Below are 20,593 nucleotides of genomic sequence, written 5' to 3' on the forward strand. Positions count from 1 at the left end.
GCTCACGCGGCCGCTCCGGTCCGCACGCGGATCCGGTGCTCGAAGGCCCGGCAGAGCGCGTGCACCAGCACGAGCTGCGCCTCCTGCACGTTCGAGCCGTGGCCCTGGAGCGCGATCGACTCGTCGCAGGCCTCGGTCAGCGGGTTGGGCCCGTCGCCGGTGAGCGCCCAGGTGCGGGCGCCCGCCGCGCGGGCCGCCTCGGCCGCGTGCAGCAGGTTGGCGCTGCGGCCGCTGGTCGAGAGCAGCACGACGACGTCGCCGCTGCGTGCGTGCGCGGTGACCTGGCGGGCGAAGACGTGGTCGAAGCCGTAGTCGTTGCCGATCGCGGTGAGGCTCGAGGTCTCGGAGTGCAGCGAGATCGCAGAGAAGGGGATGCGGTCGCCGTCGAAGCGGCCGACCAGCTCCGCGGTGAGGTGCTGCGCCTCCGCGGCCGAGCCGCCGTTGCCGGCCGCGAGCAGCCGGGCGCCGGTGTGCAGGCGGTCCGCCAGCTCGACGCCCCAGGCGACGATCCGGTCGGAGTGCCGCTCCAGCTGCGCGACGACGTCGAGCGCGCGGGCGACGTGGTCGTCGACGAGGCGCCGGGCGGCGTCCTTCGGGGAGTCGGACGGCGTGTCCCTCGGGGTGTCCAGAACGGTGTCGATGCTCATCTGCGCGGGGCCGCCTTCCGGGGGGTGGAGGAGAGGGAGGTGCGAGCGGTGCCGCTCATGGCGGCATCGCCGTCGCCGAGTCCGGCGAGGGTGGTCAGGTAGGCGCGCTCGGTGTCCGCGGCGACGCGGTCCCAGGAGTAGCGCGACTCGACGCGGGCGCGGCCGGCGGCTCCGTAGGCGCTGGCGCGCTCGGGGTCGGCGATCAGCGCGGCGAGGGCCTCGGCGAGGGCGGCGGGGTCGCGCGGCGGCACGTGCACGCCGGTGACGTCCTCGACGACCGTGTCGATCAGCCCGCCGACGGAGGAGGCGACCACCGGCACGCCGCAGGCCATCGCCTCCAGCGGGGTGATGCCGAACGGCTCGTACCAGGGCGCGCAGATCACGATGTCGGCGGAGCGGAGCATCGCCGGCATCTCGGTCTGCGAGAGCTGGCCGGCGAAGACGACGCGGTCGGCGACTCCGAGGCCCTCGGCGACGCCGTGCAGGCGCTGGTACTCCGGGTCGGCGGCGAGCGCGTCGCCCGAGCCGGAACCGCCGACGACGACCAGCTCGGCGTCGCAGCCGTCGGCGACCAGGCGGGCGAGCGCCTCGATCGCGTGGCCCATGCCCTTGCGGGGCACGAGGCGGCCGATGCTCATCAGGCGCACCCGCCCGGTCCGCTCGGCGACGGGTCCGTCGGGCGTGAAGCGCTCGAGGTCGACGCCGCAGGGCACCACCGAGATGCTCGAGGTGGGCACGCCGAGGCCCTTCAGCTCGAAGGCCTCGTCGGAGCAGGTGGCGACGACGCCGTCCGCACGCCGGCCGACGCCGGGCTCGAGCCAGGCGCGCTCCTCGGGGCTGGTGTCGAGCGCGCCCTGCTGGCGGCGCTTGACCACGCCGAGCGCGTGGAAGGTGTGGAAGACGGGCACGCGGCGCCCGGTGGCGCGCTCCACGCGCTCGGAGGCGTCGAGCGCGGCGACCCCGGACATCCAGAAGTGGCTGTGCACCAGGTCGGGGCGGGAGTCGAGCCAGTCGTTCGCGAGGTCGACCGCGAAGTCGCCCATGAACGGCAGCAGCTCGTCCTTCGAGACCTTCGCGGCCGGGCCGGCATCGATGTGCACGACCTCGACGCCGGAGGTGAAGGGAACCCGGCGGGGGAGCGACGCGTCGTCGCGCCGGGTGTAGACGGTGACGCGGTGGCCGCGGCGTGCGAGCGCGTCGGCGAGGGCCGCGACGTGCACGTTCTGCCCGCCGGCGTCCACGCCGCCGAGCGTCGCCAGCGGGCTGGCGTGCTCGGAGACCATCGCGATCGAGAGGGGACGGGGGGTGCTCATCGGGTGCTCCCTTCGCTGGTTCCGGCGGTGGAGAGGGTGCGCGGGGCGGCGGCGAGGTCGCCGAGCAGCTCGTCCCAGTCGCGGTGGAAGCGGCCGAGGCTGTAGCGCGCGAGCGCGGCCTCGCGGGCGACCGCACCGGCGAGCGCGGCCCGCTCCGGGTCCTCCATCAGCGCGCGGGCGGCTGCCGCCAGCGCGTCGAGGTCGTTCGAGACCGCCCCGGCCTCGGGCGGCACGGCGCGGCCGGCCTCCGTGGTCTCCAGCGCGACGACCGGCATGCCCAGGTGCATCGCCTCGAGCAGCGCGAGGCCGAGCGAGGTCCAGCGGAACGGGTGCAAGTAGACCCGGCGGCGGGACAGCTCCGCGTGCATCGCACCGGTCTTCACGTCGCCGAGCACGTCGAGGCGGTCGGCGGGCAGCCCGGGCGTCCCGACGAGGCCCTCGGTCTTCATCCCGAAGACGTCGAGCGGCGCGACCGCGGCGAAGCGCGGCAGGAGGTCGGTGCCGGTCACCCGCTGCCGGCGCACCGGCTCGTTGATGACGACGCCGAAGTGCGCGAGCTCGCCGGTGTAGAGGGGGCCGGGGTCGTTGATCCCGTGCTCGATCACCGTGGTGCGCGTCGATCCGGTGTCCCACATCAGCGCGTTGAAGTGCGTCACGTGCACGAGGAGGAGGTCGTCGCGGTCGGCGAGCGGGTGGCGGTTGTCGGGCACGTCGCCGCGGGGCGTGTTGTGCTCGACGTAGACCGCCGGGATCTCGCGGCCGAGCCGCCGCCCGAGCAGGCGCTCCGCCTCCGCGAGCTCGTCCGGGCGCTGCAGGAGGACGACGTCGACGTCGGCGTCGCGCAGCTCCTCCGGTGCGATCTCGATCGTGTTCGGCCAGTCGCGGCCGCCGGTGCCGAGGCCCCAGGCGTCGCGGGCCGGGGTCGTCGGGAGCAGGTACTCGTGGTCGCCGCGGACGAACGCGTCCGCCCAGCCGCCGTGCACGTGCCAGAGCAGGATCCTCATGCGAGCGCCTCCGAGGGTGTCGTGGTGGATGTCGTGGAGTCGCGCCGCGGGAGCGCGCGGAGCCGGTGGGCGGCGGCGACCGCCTCCTCGGCGCTCACCCCCGCGAGGCAGGGGTGGCCGGGGACGGGGCAGACGCGGGCGCGCGAGCCGGCGCAGGCGGCCTGCTGGTCGCCGAGCAGCTCGACCGGGACGCCGTAGGGCGCCCACCGGATCGCCGGGACGACGGGCGCGAACAGGCTGACCACCGGCGTGCCGACAGCCGCCGCCAGGTGCGCCGGCCCGGTGTTGCCGCTGATGACGACCTCGGCGCGGGCGAGCACCTCGGCCGCGCCGGCGAAGTCGGTCGCGCCGCCGAGGTCGATGCCGCGGCTGCCCGCGACCTGCGCGGTGAGCGCGCGCTCGCCGGGGCCGCCGGTGACAGCGACCGCGAGGCCGGAGTCGGCGAGCAGCTCGACCGCGCGCGCCGCGTTCTCGGCCGGCCAGGCACGGGCGGGCACGGCGGCTCCCGGGTGCACGACGACGTACGGTCCGACACCCTCGAGCGCGGCGGGCAGGACGCCGCCGCGGTCGACCCGCAGGAGCCCGTCGTCGCCCTCCGGCAGCGCGAAGCCCGCGGCCGCCGCAATGGCGAGGGCGCGCTCCGGCTCCGGCTGGTCCTCCTCGAGCGTCTCGCCGGGCACCAGCCGAACATCGAGCAGCGCACCGGCGAAGTCGACCGAGGCCCCGGAGATCCGCGCGACGCCGGACAGGCGCAGCAGCAGCGCCAGCGGCAGCGGTGACTGGTGGAAGGAGGTGAGGATCACGGCCTCGTCCGGAGCGAACTCCTCGACGATCGACCGCAGCTCCGCCACGAGGGCGGCGTCGACCGCCTTCGAGGCGTCGCCGATCCACGGGCAGGACCAGGTGCGCACCTGCGTCGGCCCCGGCAGCAGTGCCGCAGCGGGCGCGCCCTGCGGCCCGGCGAGCAGCAGCACCTCGGCGTCGGCGGCGATCGCCCGCACAGCGGGCCCGCAGAGCAGCACGTCGCCCGCGCTGTCGAGGCGCGCCACCAGCACGCGGCGGGTCACTCGGCGTCCTCGTCCGGCTGCATCGCCAGCAGCAGCTCGACGGCCTCGAGGAGCGTCGCCGCGCGCAGCGGAGCGGCGGCCACCTCCTCGGCCCGGGTGATCGGGGTGGGCACGAGCACGCCGCGGGCCCCCGCGGCCGCCGCCGCGCCGATGTCGGCGCCGATGTCGCCGATCACTGCGAGGGTGTCGGCGGGCAGCCCGAGGGTCTGCGCGGCGTCGAGCACCATGCCCGGCGCGGGCTTGCGGCAGGTGCAGCCGTCCTCCGGGCCGTGCGGGCAGAGCATCCAGGCGTCGAAGCCGCCGAACAGCTCGTCGACGCGGCGGTTCACGGCGTCGGCCTGCGCGCGGTCGATGATGCCGCGGGCGATGCCGGACTGGTTCGTGACGACGCCGAGCTTCAGTCCCGCCTCGCGGGCCCGCTCGACCGCGTCCAGCGCGGTGGGCATCGGCTCGACCCGCGCCGGGTCGCCGTTGTAGGGCACGTCGACCACGAGCGTCGCGTCGCGGTCGAAGAGGATTCCGCGCAGGCGCGCAGCGCGCGGGGCGGGGGCGTCCTCCGCGGTGCGGTGCGCGGAGCCCGGCTGGATCGAGTCGTTCACCTCTCCCTCGTACCCCCCTCCTCCGGGTTCCAAACGCGGGGGAGGAGAAGTGGTGCGCTCGGGCGCGTCGGAGCCGCGGGGCCGCCCGGGCGAGATCCGCGCGTCTGAGGTCGCCGGAGCGGGGTACGGGACCTCCGACAGGAAGGAGGCGCCGTGCGCGCTCTCACCGACCCGGACGGAACCCCGGAGATCCTCGCCCTGCGAGCCCTCAAGCTCGGCGACATCCTCGTGGCCGTCCCCGCCCTCAAGGCGCTGCGCCGCGGCTTCCCCGAGCACCGGCTGATCCTCGCGACCACGCCCTGGCTGGAGCCGATCGTCGACCTGATCGACGGCCTCGACGCCCTCGTGCCGACCCTGCGCGGGCTGGACGATCCGCTGCCGGTCGCGCCCGGTCGCATCGAGCTCGCCGTCAACCTGCACGGCAACGGCCCGGAGTCCCGCGACGCCCTGATCGCGCTCGAGCCCGAGCGCCGCCTCGAGTTCCGCGTCCCCGCTCTCGACCCCGACGCGAGCCACGACGACCCGCGCCCGCTCTGGCTCGACGGCGAGCTGGAGCGCGCGCGCTGGGCCCGCCTGGTCAACTCGATCGGCCTCGACGCCGACCCCGAGGACGTCGGCATCGCCGTCCCGGCCGTGCCCGCACCCGTCGACGGCGCGGCGATCGTGCACATCGGCGCCTTCTACGGCTCGCGCGAGTGGCCGGAGGAGCGCTTCGCCGCGGTCGCGCAGTCGCTGGCCGCCGAGGGGCACCGCGTCGTCTACACCGGAGGCGCGAACGAGGCCGACCGCGCCCGCCGCGTCGCCGAGCTGGCCGGAACGGGCGAGGTGCTCGCCGGCGCGATCGACCTGAGCGGATTCGCCGCGGTCGTCGCCGCGGCCGAGGTGCTCGTCACGGTGGACACCGGTGCCGCGCACCTGGCGTCCGCCTACGGCATCCCGTCGGTCGTGATCTTCGGACCGGCGCCGCCCGAGGCGTGGGGTCCGCCGGCGAGCGGACCACACATCGTGCTGACCGACGCGTCGCTGCGCCGCGGAGACGTCTTCTCCTCCGAGCCCGACCCGGCGCTGCTCGCGGTGCGGACCGAGCACGTCCTCGACGCGCTCGCCACCCTGCCCTCGCGCGCCGACGCCCACCTCAGGCGGTCCGCAGCCGCGCCGCAGGGTGGACGGGCGTGACCACGGCGACCGACGCGACCCGCGCGCGGCTCGTGGGCTGATGACTGCGCGACGGGGCGCCGAGGCGGTCGGCGAGCTGCGCGAGGATCCGGCGCTGCAGCCGCGAGACCTGCATCTGCGTGGTGCCGAGCGCGTCGGCGATCTGCTGCTGCGTCATCTCCTCGACGAAGCGCATCCGGAGCAGCTCGCGCTGGCCGTTCTCGAGCTCGGCGAGCGCCCGGGCCAGGCCGTGCCGGCGGTCGATCGCCGCGAGGTCCTCGTCCTCCCCGCCGATCGTCTCGGCCAGCCGGACCCCGGTCTCGCCGACGGTCTCGTCGAGGGAGAGCGGATGTCCGGCCGCGCGCGCGTCGGCGACCTCGGCCGGCTCGACGCCGAGCCGCGCGGCGATCTCCCGATCGCTCGGGTGGCGGCCGAGCTCCTGCGCCAGCTCGTCGGCGACGACGGCCGAGCGGCGGTGCAGCTCCTGCACGCCGCGGGGCGGGCGGATCATCCAGCCGAGGTCGCGCAGGTGGCGCTTGAGCTCGCCGGTGATGGTGGGCACCGCGAAGGCGGCGAAGCTGTCGCCGCGCTCCGGCGTGAAGCGGCGGGCGGCCTTGACCAGCCCCACGTAGGCGACCTGGCGGAGATCCGCGCGGTCGCCGCCGGCGCGGGACACCCGGTTCGCCATCGCTTCGGCCAGCCCGAGGTGGTCGAGCACGATGCGCTCCCGGATGCGGGCGCCCTCGGCGTCGTCGGCGGTCGCCGCCGCCTGGAAGAGCGAGAGGGTACGCGCGTCCTTCTCCTCGCGCGGCGAGGCGGACTCGCTCGACGAGTCGGTCGCAGGGGCGAGCGCTGAGAGGGCGGTGTCGAGAACGACCGTGCTCATCGGGACCCCTTTCCGGGCATGCTGGCGCGTCCGGGGCGGCAGGGTGCGACGCGCTCGTCGTCGAGCGGCCCCGGGGGAGAAGCGGTAGCCACAGGCCACCACTGCTCCTCCCGTTCGAGAAGTCCGTTGACTCGGAGCACTGCTTCGCGCTAAGAGCTCCTGCCGCCCCGCACGCTGCCGCTGCGACCTCCGGCTCGCGATCCCCCCTCCGGCTCGCCGAATCACCCACTTCCCGCGTGCCGGAGCGGTTCCGGCGTGCCGAACGTCCACCCGCACCACCTCCGGCTCGCGATTCCGCCTCCGGCTCGCGGTATCGCGCGCTTCCCGCGTGCCGGGCCGGTTTCCGCGTGCCGAACCCCGACCCGCCCACCTCCGGCTCGCGAAACCACCTCGGGCTCGTGGAATCGGCCGGTTCCCGCGAGCCGAACCGGATTCCGCGAGCCGGAGGTGCGCCCGAGCGGGGCCCCCTGTCCAGTCCGGGCGCCGATCCCCGCCCCGCAGCTAGAATCGCCCCGTATGTCTGAGCTCACCCCGCCCTCCGATCGCGCCCACGACGCGCACCCGTTCACGACCGCGACCGGGAGCGACGTCCGCGTCCGCTTCTGCCCGTCCCCGACCGGGACGCCGCACGTCGGCCTCATCCGCACCGCCCTGTTCAACTGGGCCTACGCGCGGCACACCGGAGGCACCTTCGTCTTCCGGATCGAGGACACCGACGCGGCCCGCGACAGCGAGGAGAGCTACGAGCAGCTCATCGACGCGCTCCGCTGGCTGAAGCTCGACTGGGACGAGGGCGTCGGCGTCGGCGGCCCGCACGGCCCGTACCGCCAGTCCGAGCGCAGCGACGTCTACACCGACGTCATCCAGCGCCTGCTCGCCTCCGGCCACCTCTACGAGAGCTACTCGAACGCCGAGGAGATCGACGCGCGCAACGAGGCGGCCGGCCGCGCCAAGCAGCACGGCTATGACAACTTCGACCGCGACCTCACCGAGGAGCAGCGCGCCGCCTTCCGCGCCGAGGGTCGGAGCCCGGCGCTGCGCCTGCGCGTCCCGGACGCCGACCTCTCCTTCGACGACCTCGTCCGCGGCGAGATCACCTTCCCGGCCGGCTCCTTCAGCGACTTCGTCGTCGTCCGCCCCAACGGCCAGCCGCTCTACACGCTGGTGAACCCGGTCGACGACGCGCTGATGCAGATCACCCACGTCCTCCGCGGCGAGGACATCCTGCCCTCCACCGCGCGCCAGATCGCGCTGTACCACGCGCTGATCGACATCGGACTGACCACGTTCGTCCCGCGCTTCGGCCACCTCCCCTACGTGATGGGCGAGGGCAACAAGAAGCTCTCGAAGCGCGACCCCTCCGCCAACCTCTTCCACCACCGCGACCGCGGCTTCATCCCCGAGGGCCTGGTCAACTACCTCGCCCTGCTCGGCTGGTCGCTCACCCACGACCGCGACGTCTTCTCGATCAACGAGATGATCGCCGCCTTCGACGTCGCCGACGTGAACCCCAACCCGGCCCGCTTCGACCTCAAGAAGGCCGAGTCGATCAACGGCGACCACATCCGCCTGCTCGCGGTCGACGACTTCACCGAGCGGACGATCCCCTACCTGATCGCCGCCGGCGTCCTCGAGACCGAGCCGACCGCCGACCAGCGCGCCGTCCTCGACTCCGCCGCCCCGCTCGTCCAGGAGCGCATCGGCCTGCTCGGCGAGGCGCCCGGCATGCTCGGCTTCCTCTTCACCACCGCCGACGCCCTCTCCTACGACGAGGACGCGCTGAAGGGCCTGCCCGCGAACGCCGGCGAGGTCCTCGCCGCGTCGATCGGCGCCCTCGAGCTCGTGCCCGAGGGGGAGTGGCTGACCGCCTCGATCCAGGAGGCGCTCGCTTCCGCGCTGATCGAGGGCCTCGGCCTCAAGCCCCGCATCGCCTACGGGCCGCTGCGCACCGCGATCTCGGGCCGCCGCGTCTCGCCGCCGCTGTTCGAGTCGATGGAGATCCTCGGCAAGTCCGAGTCGATCGCCCGCCTCGCCCGACTCGCCGACACCCGGAGCTGATCGTGGCGGAGGTGCAGGGCGGCCACTACGACGTCGTCATCATCGGCGCCGGCCCCGCGGGGCTCTCGGCGGGGCTGAACCTCGTCCGCGCGCGCCGCAGCGTGCTGCTGCTCGACAGCAACCGGCCGCGCAACGCGGCGACCCTGCACTCGCACGGCTTCCTCACCCGCGACGGCGTCTCGCCGCTGGAGCTGCGCCGCCTCGGCCGCGCCGAGCTCGAGCAGTACGACGAGGCCGAGGTGCACAACGCGATGGTCACCGCCGTCGAGCGCTCCGGCGGCGAGTTCGTCGTCACCGCGAAGGGCGTCCGCGGCTCGGCCGACCGCTCGGTGCTGGCGACCGCGGTCGTCGTAGCGGGCGGCCTCTCCGAGCGCCTCCCGACGCTGCCCAGCCTCCGCGCCTACTACGGCACCGCCGTGCACAGCTGCATGGAGTGCGACGGCTACGAGAAGGCCGGCGAGCCGCTGGCCCTGATCGGCGAGACCGCCGACCTCGCCGAGCGCGCCATGCTCCTCTCCCAGTGGTCGACCGACCTCATCGTCTTCACCAACGGCGTCGGAGTCGTCAGCGACACCGACGAGTCGCTCCTGAACTCGATCGGCATCCGCATCGAGCGCCGACCCGTCGCGGACCTGGTGGGGGAGCGCGCCGTGATGACCGGCGTCGCCCTCGCCGACGGCGACGTGATCCCGCGCACCGGCGCCTTCGTCCGCCCGGTCTGGGTCCCCGTCCTCGACTACCTCGACCCGGCCGGCCCCGAGGTCGACCCCGAGGGCTTCCTCCGCGTCGACGCCGGCGGCCGCACCTCCGTCCCCGGCCTCTACGCCGCCGGCGAGGTCACCGCCCCCGGACCGCAGCAGCTGATCGTCGCCGCGGGCTCCGGCGCGCAGGTCGCCTCGGCGATCAACCGCGACCTCGTCCGCGCCCGCCTCGGCGAGGCCGCGCCCGAGTCGGAGGCCCTCGCCGTGCACGATCGCGGAGCCGATTTGAGCGGCGTGCGTCCGTAGGGTACTGTCGTCTCTCGGCGCCGAGTTGCACTCCGGCCGCCGCCTGGTCCCGGCCTCACCGCCGGATGACCATTGGGGTATGGTGTAATTGGCAACACGACTGATTCTGGTTCAGTTGTTCTTGGTTCGAGTCCAGGTACCCCAGCACTGAAGTGCTCGCGAGAGTCGAAGCATCGCCCGGCCTTCGTCGCCGCTGGCATTCCTCTCGCTGCGATCCCGCCCGTGCGTCCGCTCTTCGCGATCGCGCCGATCCGCCTCGTCGCGCGGCGACCCGAGCGCGGTTCTGCTCTCCGCCCGGCACCGCCGCGCGTCCCGCGCGAACGAGCACGCATCCGCCGTCCGGCCGACGCCCGGGAACCCCGTCCATGCCACGATGAACCTGTACATCGCTCAGAAACCCGCCCCGCGCGGGTTCCGAGAAGGGGGTCCCTCGTCCATGAATTCTGATCTGCTCTGGGTCGTCGGCGCCGGCATCGTCGTCGGTGTCGTGCTGCTGCTCGCCATCATCGGCTTCTTCATCTTCCGCGCCTGGTACCAGGTCCCGCAGGCCGACGAGGCCATCGTGATCGTCGGAAAGAAGCAGAAGGGCGACGACGGCCTGACCTCGAACATGACCGTCATCACCGGCGGCGGCGCGTTCGTCAACAAGCTGACCCAGCGCTCCGACCGCATCTCGCTGCGGTCGCGGCAGATCAAGATGGAGCCGGTCGCGCAGACCAAGAACGGCGTCACGATCCACCTCGCGGGCGTCGCCCTCGTGAAGATCGGCTCCACGCCCGACCAGGTGCGCGCCGCCGCCGAGCGCTTCGCCTCGCAGGACCAGTCGATCGACGTCTTCACCACCGAGCAGCTCGAGGGCGCGCTGCGCGGCGTCGTGGCGAAGCTCAGCGTCGAGGAGGTCATGCAGGACCGCCAGAAGCTCGGCGACGAGATCGCCGAGGGCATCAAGGGCGACCTGCTCGCCCAGGGACTCGTCCTCGACTCCTTCGCCATCCAGGGCGTCACCGACCGCAACGGCTACATCGAGGCGCTCGGTGCTCAGGAGATCGAGCGCGTCCGCCGCGAGGCCGACGTCGCCCGGATCAACGCGGCCCGCGAGGTCAAGGCCCGTCAGCTCGCCACCGACGAGGCGAACCTGATCGAGCAGACCGCCTTCGACAAGAACACCGCCGCCTCCAAGTCCGAGGTCGGCCGCGCCAACGCCGAGGCCGAGCAGGCCGAGAACCTGGCCCGCGCCGAGCGCGAGCAGGCCGTTCTCGTCCAGCGCGCCGAGAACCGGCAGGCCGAGCTCGACGCCGACGTCAAGCGCGTGGCCGACGCCGAGAAGTACCGGCGCCAGACCGAGGCCGACGCCGACGCCTACGGGCGCGCGAAGAAGGCCGAGACCGACCGCCAGGTCGCGCAGCAGGTGTCCGACGCCGAGGCCTACGCCGTCCAGCGCCAGGCGGAGGCCCGTCAGGCGTCGGCTGCGGCCGAGGCGGCGGCGGTCAGCGCCCGCGCCGAGGCGGAGGCCCACGCTCTGCGCGCCAAGGCCGGCGCCGAGGCCGAGGCCCTGCGCGCGAACGCCTCCGCCGAGGCGGAGGCCATCCGCACCAAGGGCGAGGCGAGCGCGGCCGCGATCCAGGCCGAGGCGGAGGCGCTCCGCGAGAATCAGGAGGCGATCCTGGGCCGCGAGCTCATCGGCCAGCTGCCGTCCCTGATGGCGGAGTTCGCGAAGGGCTACCAGAACGTCGGCACCATCACCCTGATCGGAGGCGACACCGCGGCCACGCACATCGCCCGCGAGCAGGCGGCGAGCCTGTCGGCCACGTTCGACAGCGTCAAGTCCGCGACCGGCGTCGACCTCGGAGCCATCCTCCAGGGCCAGGCCTTCGGCCGGGGCGTGGCCTCGACCTCGGCCGCCGAGCCCGCCCCGTCGGCCGATCCCACCGCCGTCCCCTCGACGAGCTGACGTCCCGGGGCCGCCCGCCCTCGATGCGGGCGGCCCGACGTCCTGTCGGCGGGTGCGGCCCCGCCCGCTCTACCGCCGCATCGATCCGTCACCAACGGCTGCCTCGACGGCTCCCACACGACCCTCCGTGCCGGATCGACGCGCCCCCTAGCGCGCCGAGCACGCGGAGGCCGATCCGTCCACTCCCGGTGCGCTCCGCAGCTGCGACGTACGCTGGCCCGAGGAGGCGGGGTCGGGGGCGCGGGGCGGGCGCCGCGGCCCTCGCCCTGACGGCGGTACTCCTGCTGGCCGGCTGCAGCGGCGACTCCTTCCGCGCCGACTTCACACGCACGTTCGGCAGCGACGAGGCGGTCGCCGACTTAGAGCTCGCGGCCGTCGAGGACATGCCGTTCACCGGCGGAGTCAGCGCCGAGGTCGTCGCCCGCGAGGACCTCTCCGACGCCGACGTGACGTCCCTCGCCGAGCGGTTGGCCGCCTTCGCCGCGAAGCGCCCGACGGGCGACGTGCGGATCCTCCTCGACGCCGACGACCTCACCCTGCCCGTGTCCGGCGACGAGGACCTCACGTCCGGCCGGATCGCTGCGGCCCTCGCGCTCCGGGACGACTCGCGAGTCGAGTCCCTCGCCCTCGCCGCCGACGACAGCGAGGACCGCGTGAGCGGCCTGAGCCTCTTCCTGGCGGAGCAGGCGACCGCCGACGACGCCTTCGCGCTCGCCCGCGACGCCCCCGCGCTCCTCTCCGACGCCCCGCCCCTGCACGTGAGCGTCCAGAGCGCCGACCGCTCGCTGCTCGTCACCGGCACTCCGGGCCCCTGGCTCGACGACGCCCAGCGCCTCTGGACCGCGATCTCGGCCGCCGTCCCCACCGCGGGCTTCCGCGCCGCCCCCGACCACCTCGCCGTGACCCTGACGAGCGACGCCGACCGCGCCGCGGCGACACTCGCCGCCGCCGCCGTCCCCAGCGGCGCGACCGCCGTCACGTTCTCCGGCCCCTGACCGCCGAGGACGCCACTCCGTTCGCTGCCCATCACGCAGCGCACGCCAGAATGACGCTCACCGGGCCGACCACGGTCAAAACAGTCCTGATTTCGGTACTCTTTTGGCAGAGGAGGGCGAGATGGGATATCGCAGAGACCTGTGGGAGTTGGCCGCCGCGCGGAGCGGCGTGGTGACCATCGCGGAGGCGGGGGATGCCGGCGTTCCGGCCGTCGAGGTCCGGAAGCTCGCTGCTCGTGGGGCGCTCCGGGCGCACGGCCAGGGTGTCTACACGCACCGCGACGTGCCGACGACCCGGGTCACCCAGCCGGCGATCGCCGTCGCGCTCGCGGGGGAGGGTGCGTTCCTGCATCGGGAGTCCGTGCTCGATCTGCTGACACTCGGGCAGTTCAATCCGCCGAAGGTGCGCGTGGGCACCCGCCGCCGGGTTCGGCGGGCTCTGCCGGACTGGCTCGATCTGCAGAACCGGACCGACCTCTCCGACCACGAGCTCACCCGCTACGAGGGTGTCCCGGCGACGACCGTCCGGCGAGCGCTGGAGGACATGGAGGACCGGATGCCGCCCGACCGCTGGTCCGCCCTGGTCGAGGAGGCAGGACGGCGCGGGCTGGTCGACGACCAGGAGATCGGGCCATGGAAGGCAGCGGCGCGATGACGGTGGTGCCGCCGCTGAACCTGACACGCCTGAAGGAGGCTGATGCTCGCGCATCAAGACTCTCGCGCGCAGCGCATTCAGAAGTCGTTCTGAACTACGATCGAGAGATGGCGACCACCCCGATCCCGACGTTCCAGTCCTCCGAGCTGAGCCGGAACGCGCGCGCCGTCTTCGCCGCGGCGGAGGAGCAGCCGGTCGACGTCACGCGTCGCGACGGGGACGACCTCGTGCTGATGTCCAAGCGCGAGGCGGATTCGCGCGAGCAGCTGCTGCAGCTGGCCGCCCAGCTCATCGCGGTCTCGACCGACGACCGGGGGACGCTCGGCGACCGGATGGCGCAGGTCTTCCCCTGGATGCTCGCGCTGTCCGGCCCGGACCGAGAGCAGTGCGCGAAGGATCTGCTGTCGACGGCGCGCGCGTCCTTCGCCACCGGTCACGCGCACCTGGCCGCGGCCGAGCTGGTCTCCTGGCGGGAGTCGGCCACGGCGATCGCCGACGGACTCGCGATCATGCCGGTCGACTGGCTCGAGACCGGCATCGTCGTCGAGCGTCCGTAGCCGTGGCGAGGGACAGCCGCGTCGAGCGGCCTCTCAAGAAGTCGGAGTACGAGATCCGCTTCGCCACGCTGCAGGCGCAGAAGGGCTGGACCGACCTCTGCGCCACCAGCCGGAACGCCCTGGCGGAGGCGTGGGACTTCCTGACGAGAACGCCGACAGAGACGACCCCGTCGAACTACCGGTTGCGGGGCGAGCTCGGCACCGTGACGAAGGGTGCTGACGTCCACGAGCGCTGGCAGCACAAGCCGACGCGGCAGGGCGACGCGCGCCTCTGGTTCTTCGTGGTGGGCCGGACGGTGTTCCTCGAGCAGGTGCACACCCGGCACCCGAACGCAACGAAGTGAGTCACTCCTCCGCGGCGCCGAGCTCCTTGCGCATCTGCAGCGACGTCGGCTCGTAGCCGAGCGACTCGTACAGTCCGCGTGCCGCGGTGTTGAAGCCGAAGACGTTCAGAGCGAGCGCCCGGTAGCCGCGCGAGCGGGCGTGCTCCTCCGCCAGCAGCATCGCCGCGCGGCCGAACCCGCGGCCGCGCTCCGACGGGTCGACCTCGACGTCCCAGATGTAGGCGACGCCCTCGAGCTCCTGCGGGTGCGGGCCGACCCAGATCACGCCGACCGGGCGCCCGTCGTCGAGGATCCGCAGCAGATCGTGGCCCGGCGCGAGCACTCCGCCAGGGAACAGCCGCTCGTCGTTCGCGTCCGCGTTCCGCAGCGCCGCCGCCTCGTCGTCGCCCGCGCGGATCCGGTCCGCGACGTAGGACGCACGCTGGACGGACATCCACTCGGCGAGTTCGGCGAGCGGGAACGGCGCGAGGGAGGCGGACATGCCCCACGGTCCCACACCTGCGCTGACCTCATCAGCCGGCACGGAGATCATCTCTGCAGACGTCCGCTCCGCGTCGTCGGAGGCTGCTCGCCGGATGGTTCAGAGACGTCGTCGACCCGATCATTGCGTATTACGATAATCCGCATGACCGATGAGGAGACGATCGCCGGCCGACCGGTGACGGAGGAGCAGATCGCAGCCTGGGCCGCCGAGGCGGAACGCGGGTACGACGTCGATGCGCTCAAGGCGAGAGGACGGGGACGCCCGGGACGGGGCGCGCAGCCCTCGCAGGTCGTCGCTGTGCGGCTGACGCTCGAGGAGCTCGCCGCGCTCGACGAACGCGCCGCCAGAGAGCACAAGACCCGCTCCGAGGTCGTCCGGGAGGCGCTCGCCTCCGCCGCGGCGTGAGAGTCCACGCCTCTGCTCTGAGGCACGGCATCTCCGAGGAGGACGATCAGGAGCGGTCCGCGCCCTCGCTCTCCGCCGCCTCGACCTGCTCCGCGTGCTTCTTCTTGCCGAAGCGCGTGGCCAGGAACAGCAGCGTCCCGACGACCACGTAGCCGGCGGTCCCGAGCCAGACCACGCCGGTCTGCTGCGTCAGCAGCACGACGCTCGCGATGATCGCGAGGATCGGAACGACCCGCGGCACCGAGAAGTGCGGGTGGTCGACGCGGTCCTTCTTCAGCACCAGCACCGAGATGTTCGCCGAGATGAAGACCAGGAGCAGCAGGAGCACGGTCGTCTCGGCCAGCGTGCCGACGTCGCCGATCAGGCTGAGCAGCATGGTCACGCCGCCGACGACGACGATCGAGACCCAGGGGGTGCGGCGGTTCGGCAGCACGCGGCCGAAGGCGCTGGGCAGCAGACCGGAGGACGCCAGTCCGAACCCGACCCGGCTCGCCATCACCATGAACAGCAGCGCGCCGTTCGCGATCGCGATGAGCGCGATCAGGCCGAACAGCCACGGCGGCACCGCCACGCCGCTGGCCGCGACGACATCGAGCAGCGGGCCGGTCGACTCCGCGAGCTCCTCGTTCGGCAGCACGATCACCGCGCCGAGGGCGATCAGCAGGTAGACCACGGCGGCGGTGATCAGCGCGCCGAACAGCGCGCGCGGGTAGACCTTCGAGGGATTGCGCACCTCCTCGGCCATGTTCGCCGCGGCCTCGAAGCCGAGGAAGGAGAAGAAGGCGACGATGGAGGCGGCGAACGCGCCCTGCAGCGGCGCGACCTCCGGGTTGAACTCCAGGACGCGGCCGGCGTCGCCGTTGCCGCCGCCGAAGAAGATCGCCGCGCAGACGATCACGATCACGAGTCCGCTGACCTCGATCACCGAGGCGACCAGGTTCGCGGTCAGCGACTCCTTCACCCCGCGCAGGTTGATCAGCGTGAGCACCGCGATGAAGACGATCGCGGTCGGCACGGGCGGCACGTCGAGCAGCGCACCGAGGTAGTCGCCGGCGAACGCGTTGGCGAGCGAGGCGGCGGTGGTGATCCCGGAGGCCATCATCAGGAAGCCGACCAGGAACGACAGGTACGGCTTGCCGAACGCCCGGTCCACGTAGCGGGCGGCGCCGCCGGCGTGCGGGTACTTGGTGATCAGCTCGGCGTAGGTGCCGGCCGTCAGCAGCGCGATGACGAGCGCGATCAGCAGCGGCAGCCAGATGACGCCGCCGACGTCCGCGGCCATCGTGCCGACGAGCGTGTAGATGCCGGCGCCGAGCGTGTCGCCGACGATGAAGGCGAAGAGCAGCGGTCCGGTGATGACCTTCTTCAGCGACCCTCCGCCCTTCGCGGGGGCACTGGCGGCGGCGTTCGTCGTTTCGGTCATCCGGTGATTCCAACGAGAACCGGGCCCAGGCGCAACCCCTGCCGCGAGATCGCTGCGTGATTTCTCATGCTGGAAACACGCCACGAAGTGCACGGATGCGGTCTCGAGGGTCTCCGGAGCCGAGCGGGACGCTCGTTCGTCCCGTCCGGTCGACCCGCAGGCTCCCGGACGACGCCGCGCCCGTCTCCCCGCCCGCCACCCCGTGCGCCACGATGAGCGGACGCCCCGCGACGGATCGAGGACCCCCTGTACGACAGCACCCCGCGTCCCGGTCTGCCCGAGCGGCTCGCGCGCCTGATCCGCCTCCGCACCGTCTCGGCCGAGCTCGAGACCGTCGACGAGGCGCTCGCGCTGCTCCGCGAGCTCTACCCCCTGACTCACGAGCATCTCGAGCCCGAGCGGATCACCGATCGCGGACTCCTCTACCGCTGGCCGGGCCGCGACTCCCGTGCGGATCCGCTGGTCCTGATGGCGCACCTGGACGTGGTGCCGGTCGAGGACCCGGCCGCCTGGACGCACCCGCCCTTCGGCGGCGACATCGTCGAGGGCGCCGTCTGGGGCCGTGGCGCCCTCGACGACAAGGGCCCGCTCGTCGTCGTGCTCGAGGCGGTCGAGAACCTGCTGTCCGCCGGCGTCGTGCCGGCCCGCGACGTCCTGCTGGCCTTCGGAGGCGACGAGGAGGTGCGCGGGGCATCGGCCCGTGCGATCGCCGAGACGCTGCACGAGCGCGGGATCGTTCCCTGGCTCGTGCTCGACGAGGGCAGCGCCGTCGTCGAGGCGCCGCTGCCCGGGGTCGTCGGGCCGGTCGCGATGATCGGCGTCGGCGAGAAGGGCCTGCTCACGCTCCGGCTGACCGCGCGCTCCGCCGGCGGTCACGCCTCCGCCCCGCCGCGACTCACCGCGGTCGGCCGCCTGGCGCGGGCGATCACCCGGCTCACGCCCTCGACCTTCCCCGCCCGGGTCCCGGAGGCGCTGGCCCGCGCGCTCGCGCTCCTCGCCGACCGAGCCCCCGGCGCTCGCGGCGCGCTCTACCGGCTGCTCGGCGCCCGGCCGCAGCTGGCCGCGCCCGTGCTCGCGGCGCTCGGCGGCGAGACGGCGGCCCTGGTCCGCACCACGATCGCGCCGACGATGCTCCGCGCGGGGACCGCCGACAACGTGCTCGCGGCGGAGGCCTCCGCCGTGCTGAACCTGCGCCTCGCCCCCGGGGAGACCGCGGCCGGGGCCGCCGAGCGCGTCCGCCGGCGGATCCGCGACCGCGAGGTGACCGTCGAGGTGGTGCTGGGGGAGGACGCGTCGCCGCAGTCGCCGAGCGACGGCGCCCCCTTCGCAGCGCTGCGGGCGGCGCTCGCCGCCTCCCACCCCGAGGCGGCGGTCGTTCCCTACATCATCAATGCGGCGACCGACTCCCGCCACCTGCACCGCTTCGCCCCCGCGGTGTACCGCTTCGCACCGCTCCTGATGACGAAGGAGCAGCGCGCCGGGATCCACGGCGTCGACGAGCACGCCGACATCGCGGCCCTCGAGCGCGGCGAGCTCTTCCACCGCGCCCTGATCACCGGGCTCGACGCGTGAGGGCCCGGTGAGCCGCAGGCCGCGCAGGCGCCGGGTGTAGGTTCGTCCGTCGTGGAGACGGTGCCGATGCAGACCCAGGATCACGAGCGGACCCAGGACGGGCCACCGGCCGGGGACCGCGTGCTCACCGATCTGCGCGAGCTGCTCGGCGACCGCGTCCTCACCGACCACGACGTCCTCGAGGCCTACCGCCACGACGACGCCGAGTGGGCACCCTCCGGGCTGCCGCTGGCGGTCGTCCTCGCCGAGAGCGCGGAGGACGTGGCGCACGCCGTCCGCGTCGCCGCCCGCGCGGGTCTGAGCGTCGTCCCGCGCGGAGCCGGCACCGGCCTCTCCGGCGGCGCCAACGCGCTCGCCGGCTGCCTCGTCGTCTCACTCGAGCGGATGGACGCCGTCCTCGAGATCGACGCCGACGAGCGCTTCGTCGTCGCCCAGCCCGGCGTGATCAACGACGCGCTGCGGGCGGCGGTCGCAGAGGCCGGACTCTGGTACCCGCCGGACCCGGCCAGCTCCGCCATCTCGACCATCGGCGGCAACGCCGCCACCAACGCCGGCGGCATCTGCTGCGTGAAGTACGGCGTCACCCGCGACTACGTCCTCGGGATGAAGGTCGTCCTCGCCGACGGTTCGCTCGTCAGCCTCGGCCGCCGCACCGCGAAGGGCGTCGTCGGCTACGACCTCACCGGCCTGATGGTCGGCTCGGAGGGCACACTCGGCATCATCGTCGAGCTGACGCTCCGCCTGCTCCCGCTCGCGGGCCGTGAGCAGCGCGCGATCGTCGGCTCCTTCGGCTCGCTCGAGGACGCCGGAGTCGCGGTCGCCGCGATCTCGGCCGCCGGAATCATCCCCTCCGCCCTCGAGATCATCGACAGCACCTGCCTGCGCGCCGTCGACGACTGGCAGCACCTCGGGCTGCCGCACGGCGTCGACACGCTGCTGCTGGCTAAGGTCGACGAGCCGGGGGAGGCGGGCCGCACCGCCGCCGACCGCGTCGAGGCGCTGATGGCCGGCGCCCGCGCGCTCTCGGTCGAGCAGGCCACCGACCAGGCCGAGGTCGACCGGCTCTTCCTCGCCCGCCGCCTCGCCTATCCGGCGCTGGAGCGCCTCGGGCCGGTGCTCACCGAGGACGTCTGCGTGCCGCGCCGCGCGGTCCCGGAGATGCTCGCCCGCATCCGCTCGGCCGCCGCCGACCACGACGTGGTCATCGCGACCATCGCGCACGCCGGCGACGGCAACCTGCACCCGCTGATCATCGCGCCCGAGGGCGACGACGCCGCGAAGGCCCGCGCGAAGAGCGCCTTCGACCGCATCGTCGAGGACTGCCTCGACCTCGGCGGCACCGTCACCGGCGAGCACGGCGTGGGGCTGCTGAAGCTGCCGGGAGCGGCCGACGAGCTCGGCCCGCGCGTGCTCGGCATGCACCGCTCGATCAAGGACGCGCTCGATCCGCTCGGCGTGCTCAACCCTGGCAAGGCGTTTCCGGGCTGAAGCGCCGCTCTCGGTTCTCCCGGGATCAGCGCGCCAGGAACTCCAGCAGCGCCTCGGTGAAGACCTTCGGCTGCTCGATGTTCGCCGCGTGGCCGTCCTTCTCGATCACGAGGGAGTCGCCGCGCGGGGCGAGCGAGGCCGCGGCCGCCGCGTGCTCGGCCGGCCAGAACTCGCTCTCGCGCCCGGCGACGAAGAGCACCGGCACGCTCGTCCGCGCGATCACCGGCCGCCAGTCCGCCTTCGCGTGGTCGTTCAGCAGCCGCCGCTCGGTCTCCGTCAGCTCCCGGCGCTCGCCGCCGCCGAGCGCCTTCAGCAGCCGCGCGATCCGCACCGGCCCCTTCGAGGCGATGCTCCAGCGCCCGGGATCCGGGATCGTCGTCGCGAAGAGGGTGTCGCGGTTCGCCTCGGTGTAGTCGTAGAAGCCGTAGGGCCAGTCGTCGCCGTTGAGCATGCGCGGCGTCTGGTCGACGATCACGATGCGGTCGACGCGGCTCTCGTCGGTGCTCTCGTCGGCGCTTCCGTCGGTGCTCTCGTCGGCACTTCCCGCCGTACCTGCTGCGGAGCCGGCCAGGAACGCCCAGATCGAGTTCCCGCCCATCGACCCGCCGACCAGCGCCGCGCCGCGCAGATCCAGGTGGCGCAGCAGCTGCGCGAGATCCGCGCCGTGCCGGAGCATCGTCGCGCCGGCCTCCGTCCGCTCGGACAGCCCGTGCCCGCGCCGGTCGAACGAGATCACCCGGTAGCCGGCCTCCGCGAGCGGCCCCTGCTGCGGCTTCCAGCTCGTCGCCGGCGCCTTGAATCCGGCGATCAGCACCACCGGCCGACCGGCCGGGTCGCCCTGCTCGGTCCAGCTCAGCCGGACCCCGTCGTCCGTGGTGAAGTCCGGCATCGTGGCCCCTCGTCGCTCTCGTTGCGGCCTGCTCAGGCCGTTCCCCGCCACGCTAGTGCGGCGCGAGTGGCGCGTCGCCCGCCCGCGGGGGAGG

Annotated in this window: 20 protein-coding genes and 1 tRNA gene; 12 read left to right on the forward strand and 9 right to left on the reverse strand. The window is 73.8% G+C overall.

Going from position 1 to position 20,593, the window contains the following annotated elements:
* Nucleotides 1–2 precede the first annotated feature (2 nt).
* From EDF45_RS17275 to EDF45_RS17295, 5 genes are read right to left on the reverse strand one after another with little or no spacing between them, the layout of a single operon-like run.
* Nucleotides 3–647: an SIS domain-containing protein gene (locus EDF45_RS17275; protein ID WP_123737248.1), complete on the reverse strand. Its 645-nt coding sequence runs from the start codon at nt 645–647 to the stop codon at nt 3–5.
* Nucleotides 644–1,960 carry a glycosyltransferase gene (locus tag EDF45_RS17280; protein ID WP_123737247.1) on the reverse strand — a complete coding sequence of 439 codons (1,317 nt, stop codon included), beginning with the start codon at nt 1,958–1,960 and terminating at the stop codon, nt 644–646. Before EDF45_RS17280 ends, EDF45_RS17275 begins: the two co-directional genes overlap by 4 nt.
* Entirely contained in the window at nt 1,957–2,964 is a 1,008-nt protein-coding gene (locus EDF45_RS17285; RefSeq protein ID WP_123737246.1) for a glycosyltransferase, read from the reverse strand. Before EDF45_RS17285 ends, EDF45_RS17280 begins: the two co-directional genes overlap by 4 nt.
* Nucleotides 2,961–4,031, reverse strand: coding sequence for a glycosyltransferase family 9 protein (locus tag EDF45_RS17290; RefSeq protein WP_123737245.1), 1,071 nt, complete (start codon nt 4,029–4,031; stop codon nt 2,961–2,963). The genes EDF45_RS17285 and EDF45_RS17290 overlap by 4 nt, the downstream gene beginning before the upstream one ends.
* Complete coding sequence (locus EDF45_RS17295; RefSeq protein ID WP_260312266.1) at nt 4,028–4,630, reverse strand: HAD-IIIA family hydrolase; 603 nt, start codon at nt 4,628–4,630, stop codon at nt 4,028–4,030. The genes EDF45_RS17290 and EDF45_RS17295 overlap by 4 nt, the downstream gene beginning before the upstream one ends.
* Before the next feature lie 153 nt (nt 4,631–4,783).
* Here EDF45_RS17295 and EDF45_RS17300 point away from each other — a divergent pair, with 153 nt between their 5' ends.
* Complete coding sequence (locus EDF45_RS17300; protein ID WP_123737244.1) at nt 4,784–5,806, forward strand: glycosyltransferase family 9 protein; 1,023 nt, start codon at nt 4,784–4,786, stop codon at nt 5,804–5,806.
* On the opposite strand, the gene EDF45_RS17305 is transcribed toward EDF45_RS17300, so the two are convergent.
* Nucleotides 5,766–6,671 (reverse strand): sigma-70 family RNA polymerase sigma factor, encoded by a 906-nt coding sequence (locus EDF45_RS17305; RefSeq protein ID WP_123737243.1) that lies wholly within the window; start codon nt 6,669–6,671, stop codon nt 5,766–5,768. The genes EDF45_RS17300 and EDF45_RS17305 overlap by 41 nt on opposite strands.
* Nucleotides 6,672–7,187: 516 nt before the next feature.
* Between EDF45_RS17305 and gltX the strand changes: the two genes are divergently transcribed.
* From gltX to EDF45_RS17345, 8 genes are all read left to right on the forward strand, one after another.
* On the forward strand, nt 7,188–8,729 hold the full coding sequence (gene gltX, locus EDF45_RS17310) for a glutamate--tRNA ligase (RefSeq protein WP_123737242.1): 1,542 nt from the start codon (nt 7,188–7,190) through the stop codon (nt 8,727–8,729).
* An 11-nt stretch (nt 8,730–8,740) separates the two neighbouring features.
* Nucleotides 8,741–9,736 carry an NAD(P)/FAD-dependent oxidoreductase gene (locus tag EDF45_RS17315; RefSeq protein WP_123737304.1) on the forward strand — a complete coding sequence of 332 codons (996 nt, stop codon included), beginning with the start codon at nt 8,741–8,743 and terminating at the stop codon, nt 9,734–9,736.
* 73 nt (nt 9,737–9,809) lie between these two features.
* Nucleotides 9,810–9,881 (forward strand) — tRNA-Gln (locus EDF45_RS17320).
* A 291-nt stretch (nt 9,882–10,172) separates the two neighbouring features.
* On the forward strand, nt 10,173–11,687 hold the full coding sequence (locus EDF45_RS17325) for an SPFH domain-containing protein (protein ID WP_123737241.1): 1,515 nt from the start codon (nt 10,173–10,175) through the stop codon (nt 11,685–11,687).
* A gap of 188 nt (nt 11,688–11,875) precedes the next feature.
* Nucleotides 11,876–12,682, forward strand: a complete 807-nt coding sequence (locus EDF45_RS17330; RefSeq protein ID WP_123737240.1) for a hypothetical protein — start codon at nt 11,876–11,878, stop codon at nt 12,680–12,682.
* A 121-nt stretch (nt 12,683–12,803) separates the two neighbouring features.
* The gene (locus tag EDF45_RS17335; RefSeq protein WP_123737239.1) at nt 12,804–13,337 is read left to right on the forward strand and encodes a type IV toxin-antitoxin system AbiEi family antitoxin domain-containing protein; all 534 of its coding nucleotides are present in this window, start codon (nt 12,804–12,806) and stop codon (nt 13,335–13,337) included.
* A 107-nt stretch (nt 13,338–13,444) separates the two neighbouring features.
* Complete coding sequence (locus EDF45_RS17340; protein WP_123737238.1) at nt 13,445–13,894, forward strand: prevent-host-death protein; 450 nt, start codon at nt 13,445–13,447, stop codon at nt 13,892–13,894.
* 2 nt (nt 13,895–13,896) lie between these two features.
* Nucleotides 13,897–14,238 carry a hypothetical protein gene (locus EDF45_RS17345; RefSeq protein ID WP_123737237.1) on the forward strand — a complete coding sequence of 114 codons (342 nt, stop codon included), beginning with the start codon at nt 13,897–13,899 and terminating at the stop codon, nt 14,236–14,238.
* 1 nt (nt 14,239) lies between these two features.
* Here the strand turns inward: EDF45_RS17345 and EDF45_RS17350 are convergent, their stop codons facing one another.
* Nucleotides 14,240–14,719, reverse strand: a complete 480-nt coding sequence (locus tag EDF45_RS17350) for a GNAT family N-acetyltransferase (RefSeq protein WP_123737236.1) — start codon at nt 14,717–14,719, stop codon at nt 14,240–14,242.
* A gap of 144 nt (nt 14,720–14,863) precedes the next feature.
* Here EDF45_RS17350 and EDF45_RS17355 point away from each other — a divergent pair, with 144 nt between their 5' ends.
* Nucleotides 14,864–15,127, forward strand: coding sequence for a ribbon-helix-helix protein, CopG family (locus EDF45_RS17355; RefSeq protein WP_123733986.1), 264 nt, complete (start codon nt 14,864–14,866; stop codon nt 15,125–15,127).
* Nucleotides 15,128–15,173: 46 nt separating this feature from the next.
* Here the strand turns inward: EDF45_RS17355 and EDF45_RS17360 are convergent, their stop codons facing one another.
* A complete protein-coding gene (locus EDF45_RS17360; protein WP_123737235.1) occupies nt 15,174–16,550 on the reverse strand; it encodes an APC family permease in 1,377 nt (458 codons plus the stop codon).
* A 468-nt stretch (nt 16,551–17,018) separates the two neighbouring features.
* On the opposite strand from EDF45_RS17360, the gene EDF45_RS17365 reads away from it, so the two are divergent.
* On the forward strand, nt 17,019–18,122 hold the full coding sequence (locus EDF45_RS17365) for a M20/M25/M40 family metallo-hydrolase (RefSeq protein WP_397460060.1): 1,104 nt from the start codon (nt 17,019–17,021) through the stop codon (nt 18,120–18,122).
* A 66-nt stretch (nt 18,123–18,188) separates the two neighbouring features.
* The gene (locus tag EDF45_RS17370; RefSeq protein WP_123737233.1) at nt 18,189–19,610 is read left to right on the forward strand and encodes an FAD-binding oxidoreductase; all 1,422 of its coding nucleotides are present in this window, start codon (nt 18,189–18,191) and stop codon (nt 19,608–19,610) included.
* Between the two features lie 25 nt (nt 19,611–19,635).
* Here the strand turns inward: EDF45_RS17370 and EDF45_RS17375 are convergent, their stop codons facing one another.
* Nucleotides 19,636–20,499, reverse strand: coding sequence for an alpha/beta fold hydrolase (locus tag EDF45_RS17375; protein ID WP_123737232.1), 864 nt, complete (start codon nt 20,497–20,499; stop codon nt 19,636–19,638).
* Nucleotides 20,500–20,593 lie beyond the last annotated feature (94 nt).

Source organism: Rathayibacter sp. PhB186, from assembly GCF_003751825.1.
GTDB lineage: Bacteria > Actinomycetota > Actinomycetes > Actinomycetales > Microbacteriaceae > Rathayibacter > Rathayibacter festucae.

Bases quoted from the DNA above. Each gene is read 5' to 3' on its own strand.
- EDF45_RS17340 (WP_123737238.1), top strand. From the start codon at position 13,445: ATGGCGACCACCCCGATCCCGACGTTCCAGTCCTCCGAGCTGAGCCGG.
- EDF45_RS17355 (WP_123733986.1), top strand. From the start codon at position 14,864: ATGACCGATGAGGAGACGATCGCCGGCCGACCGGTGACGGAGGAGCAG.
- EDF45_RS17275 (WP_123737248.1), bottom strand. From the start codon at position 647: ATGAGCATCGACACCGTTCTGGACACCCCGAGGGACACGCCGTCCGAC.
- EDF45_RS17375 (WP_123737232.1), bottom strand. From the start codon at position 20,499: ATGCCGGACTTCACCACGGACGACGGGGTCCGGCTGAGCTGGACCGAG.
- EDF45_RS17285 (WP_123737246.1), bottom strand. From the start codon at position 2,964: ATGAGGATCCTGCTCTGGCACGTGCACGGCGGCTGGGCGGACGCGTTC.
- EDF45_RS17365 (WP_397460060.1), top strand. From the start codon at position 17,019: ATGGCGCACCTGGACGTGGTGCCGGTCGAGGACCCGGCCGCCTGGACG.
- gltX (WP_123737242.1), top strand. From the start codon at position 7,188: ATGTCTGAGCTCACCCCGCCCTCCGATCGCGCCCACGACGCGCACCCG.
- EDF45_RS17360 (WP_123737235.1), bottom strand. From the start codon at position 16,550: ATGACCGAAACGACGAACGCCGCCGCCAGTGCCCCCGCGAAGGGCGGA.
- EDF45_RS17350 (WP_123737236.1), bottom strand. From the start codon at position 14,719: ATGTCCGCCTCCCTCGCGCCGTTCCCGCTCGCCGAACTCGCCGAGTGG.
- EDF45_RS17335 (WP_123737239.1), top strand. From the start codon at position 12,804: ATGGGATATCGCAGAGACCTGTGGGAGTTGGCCGCCGCGCGGAGCGGC.
- EDF45_RS17370 (WP_123737233.1), top strand. From the start codon at position 18,189: ATGCAGACCCAGGATCACGAGCGGACCCAGGACGGGCCACCGGCCGGG.
- EDF45_RS17280 (WP_123737247.1), bottom strand. From the start codon at position 1,960: ATGAGCACCCCCCGTCCCCTCTCGATCGCGATGGTCTCCGAGCACGCC.
- EDF45_RS17305 (WP_123737243.1), bottom strand. From the start codon at position 6,671: ATGAGCACGGTCGTTCTCGACACCGCCCTCTCAGCGCTCGCCCCTGCG.
- EDF45_RS17325 (WP_123737241.1), top strand. From the start codon at position 10,173: ATGAATTCTGATCTGCTCTGGGTCGTCGGCGCCGGCATCGTCGTCGGT.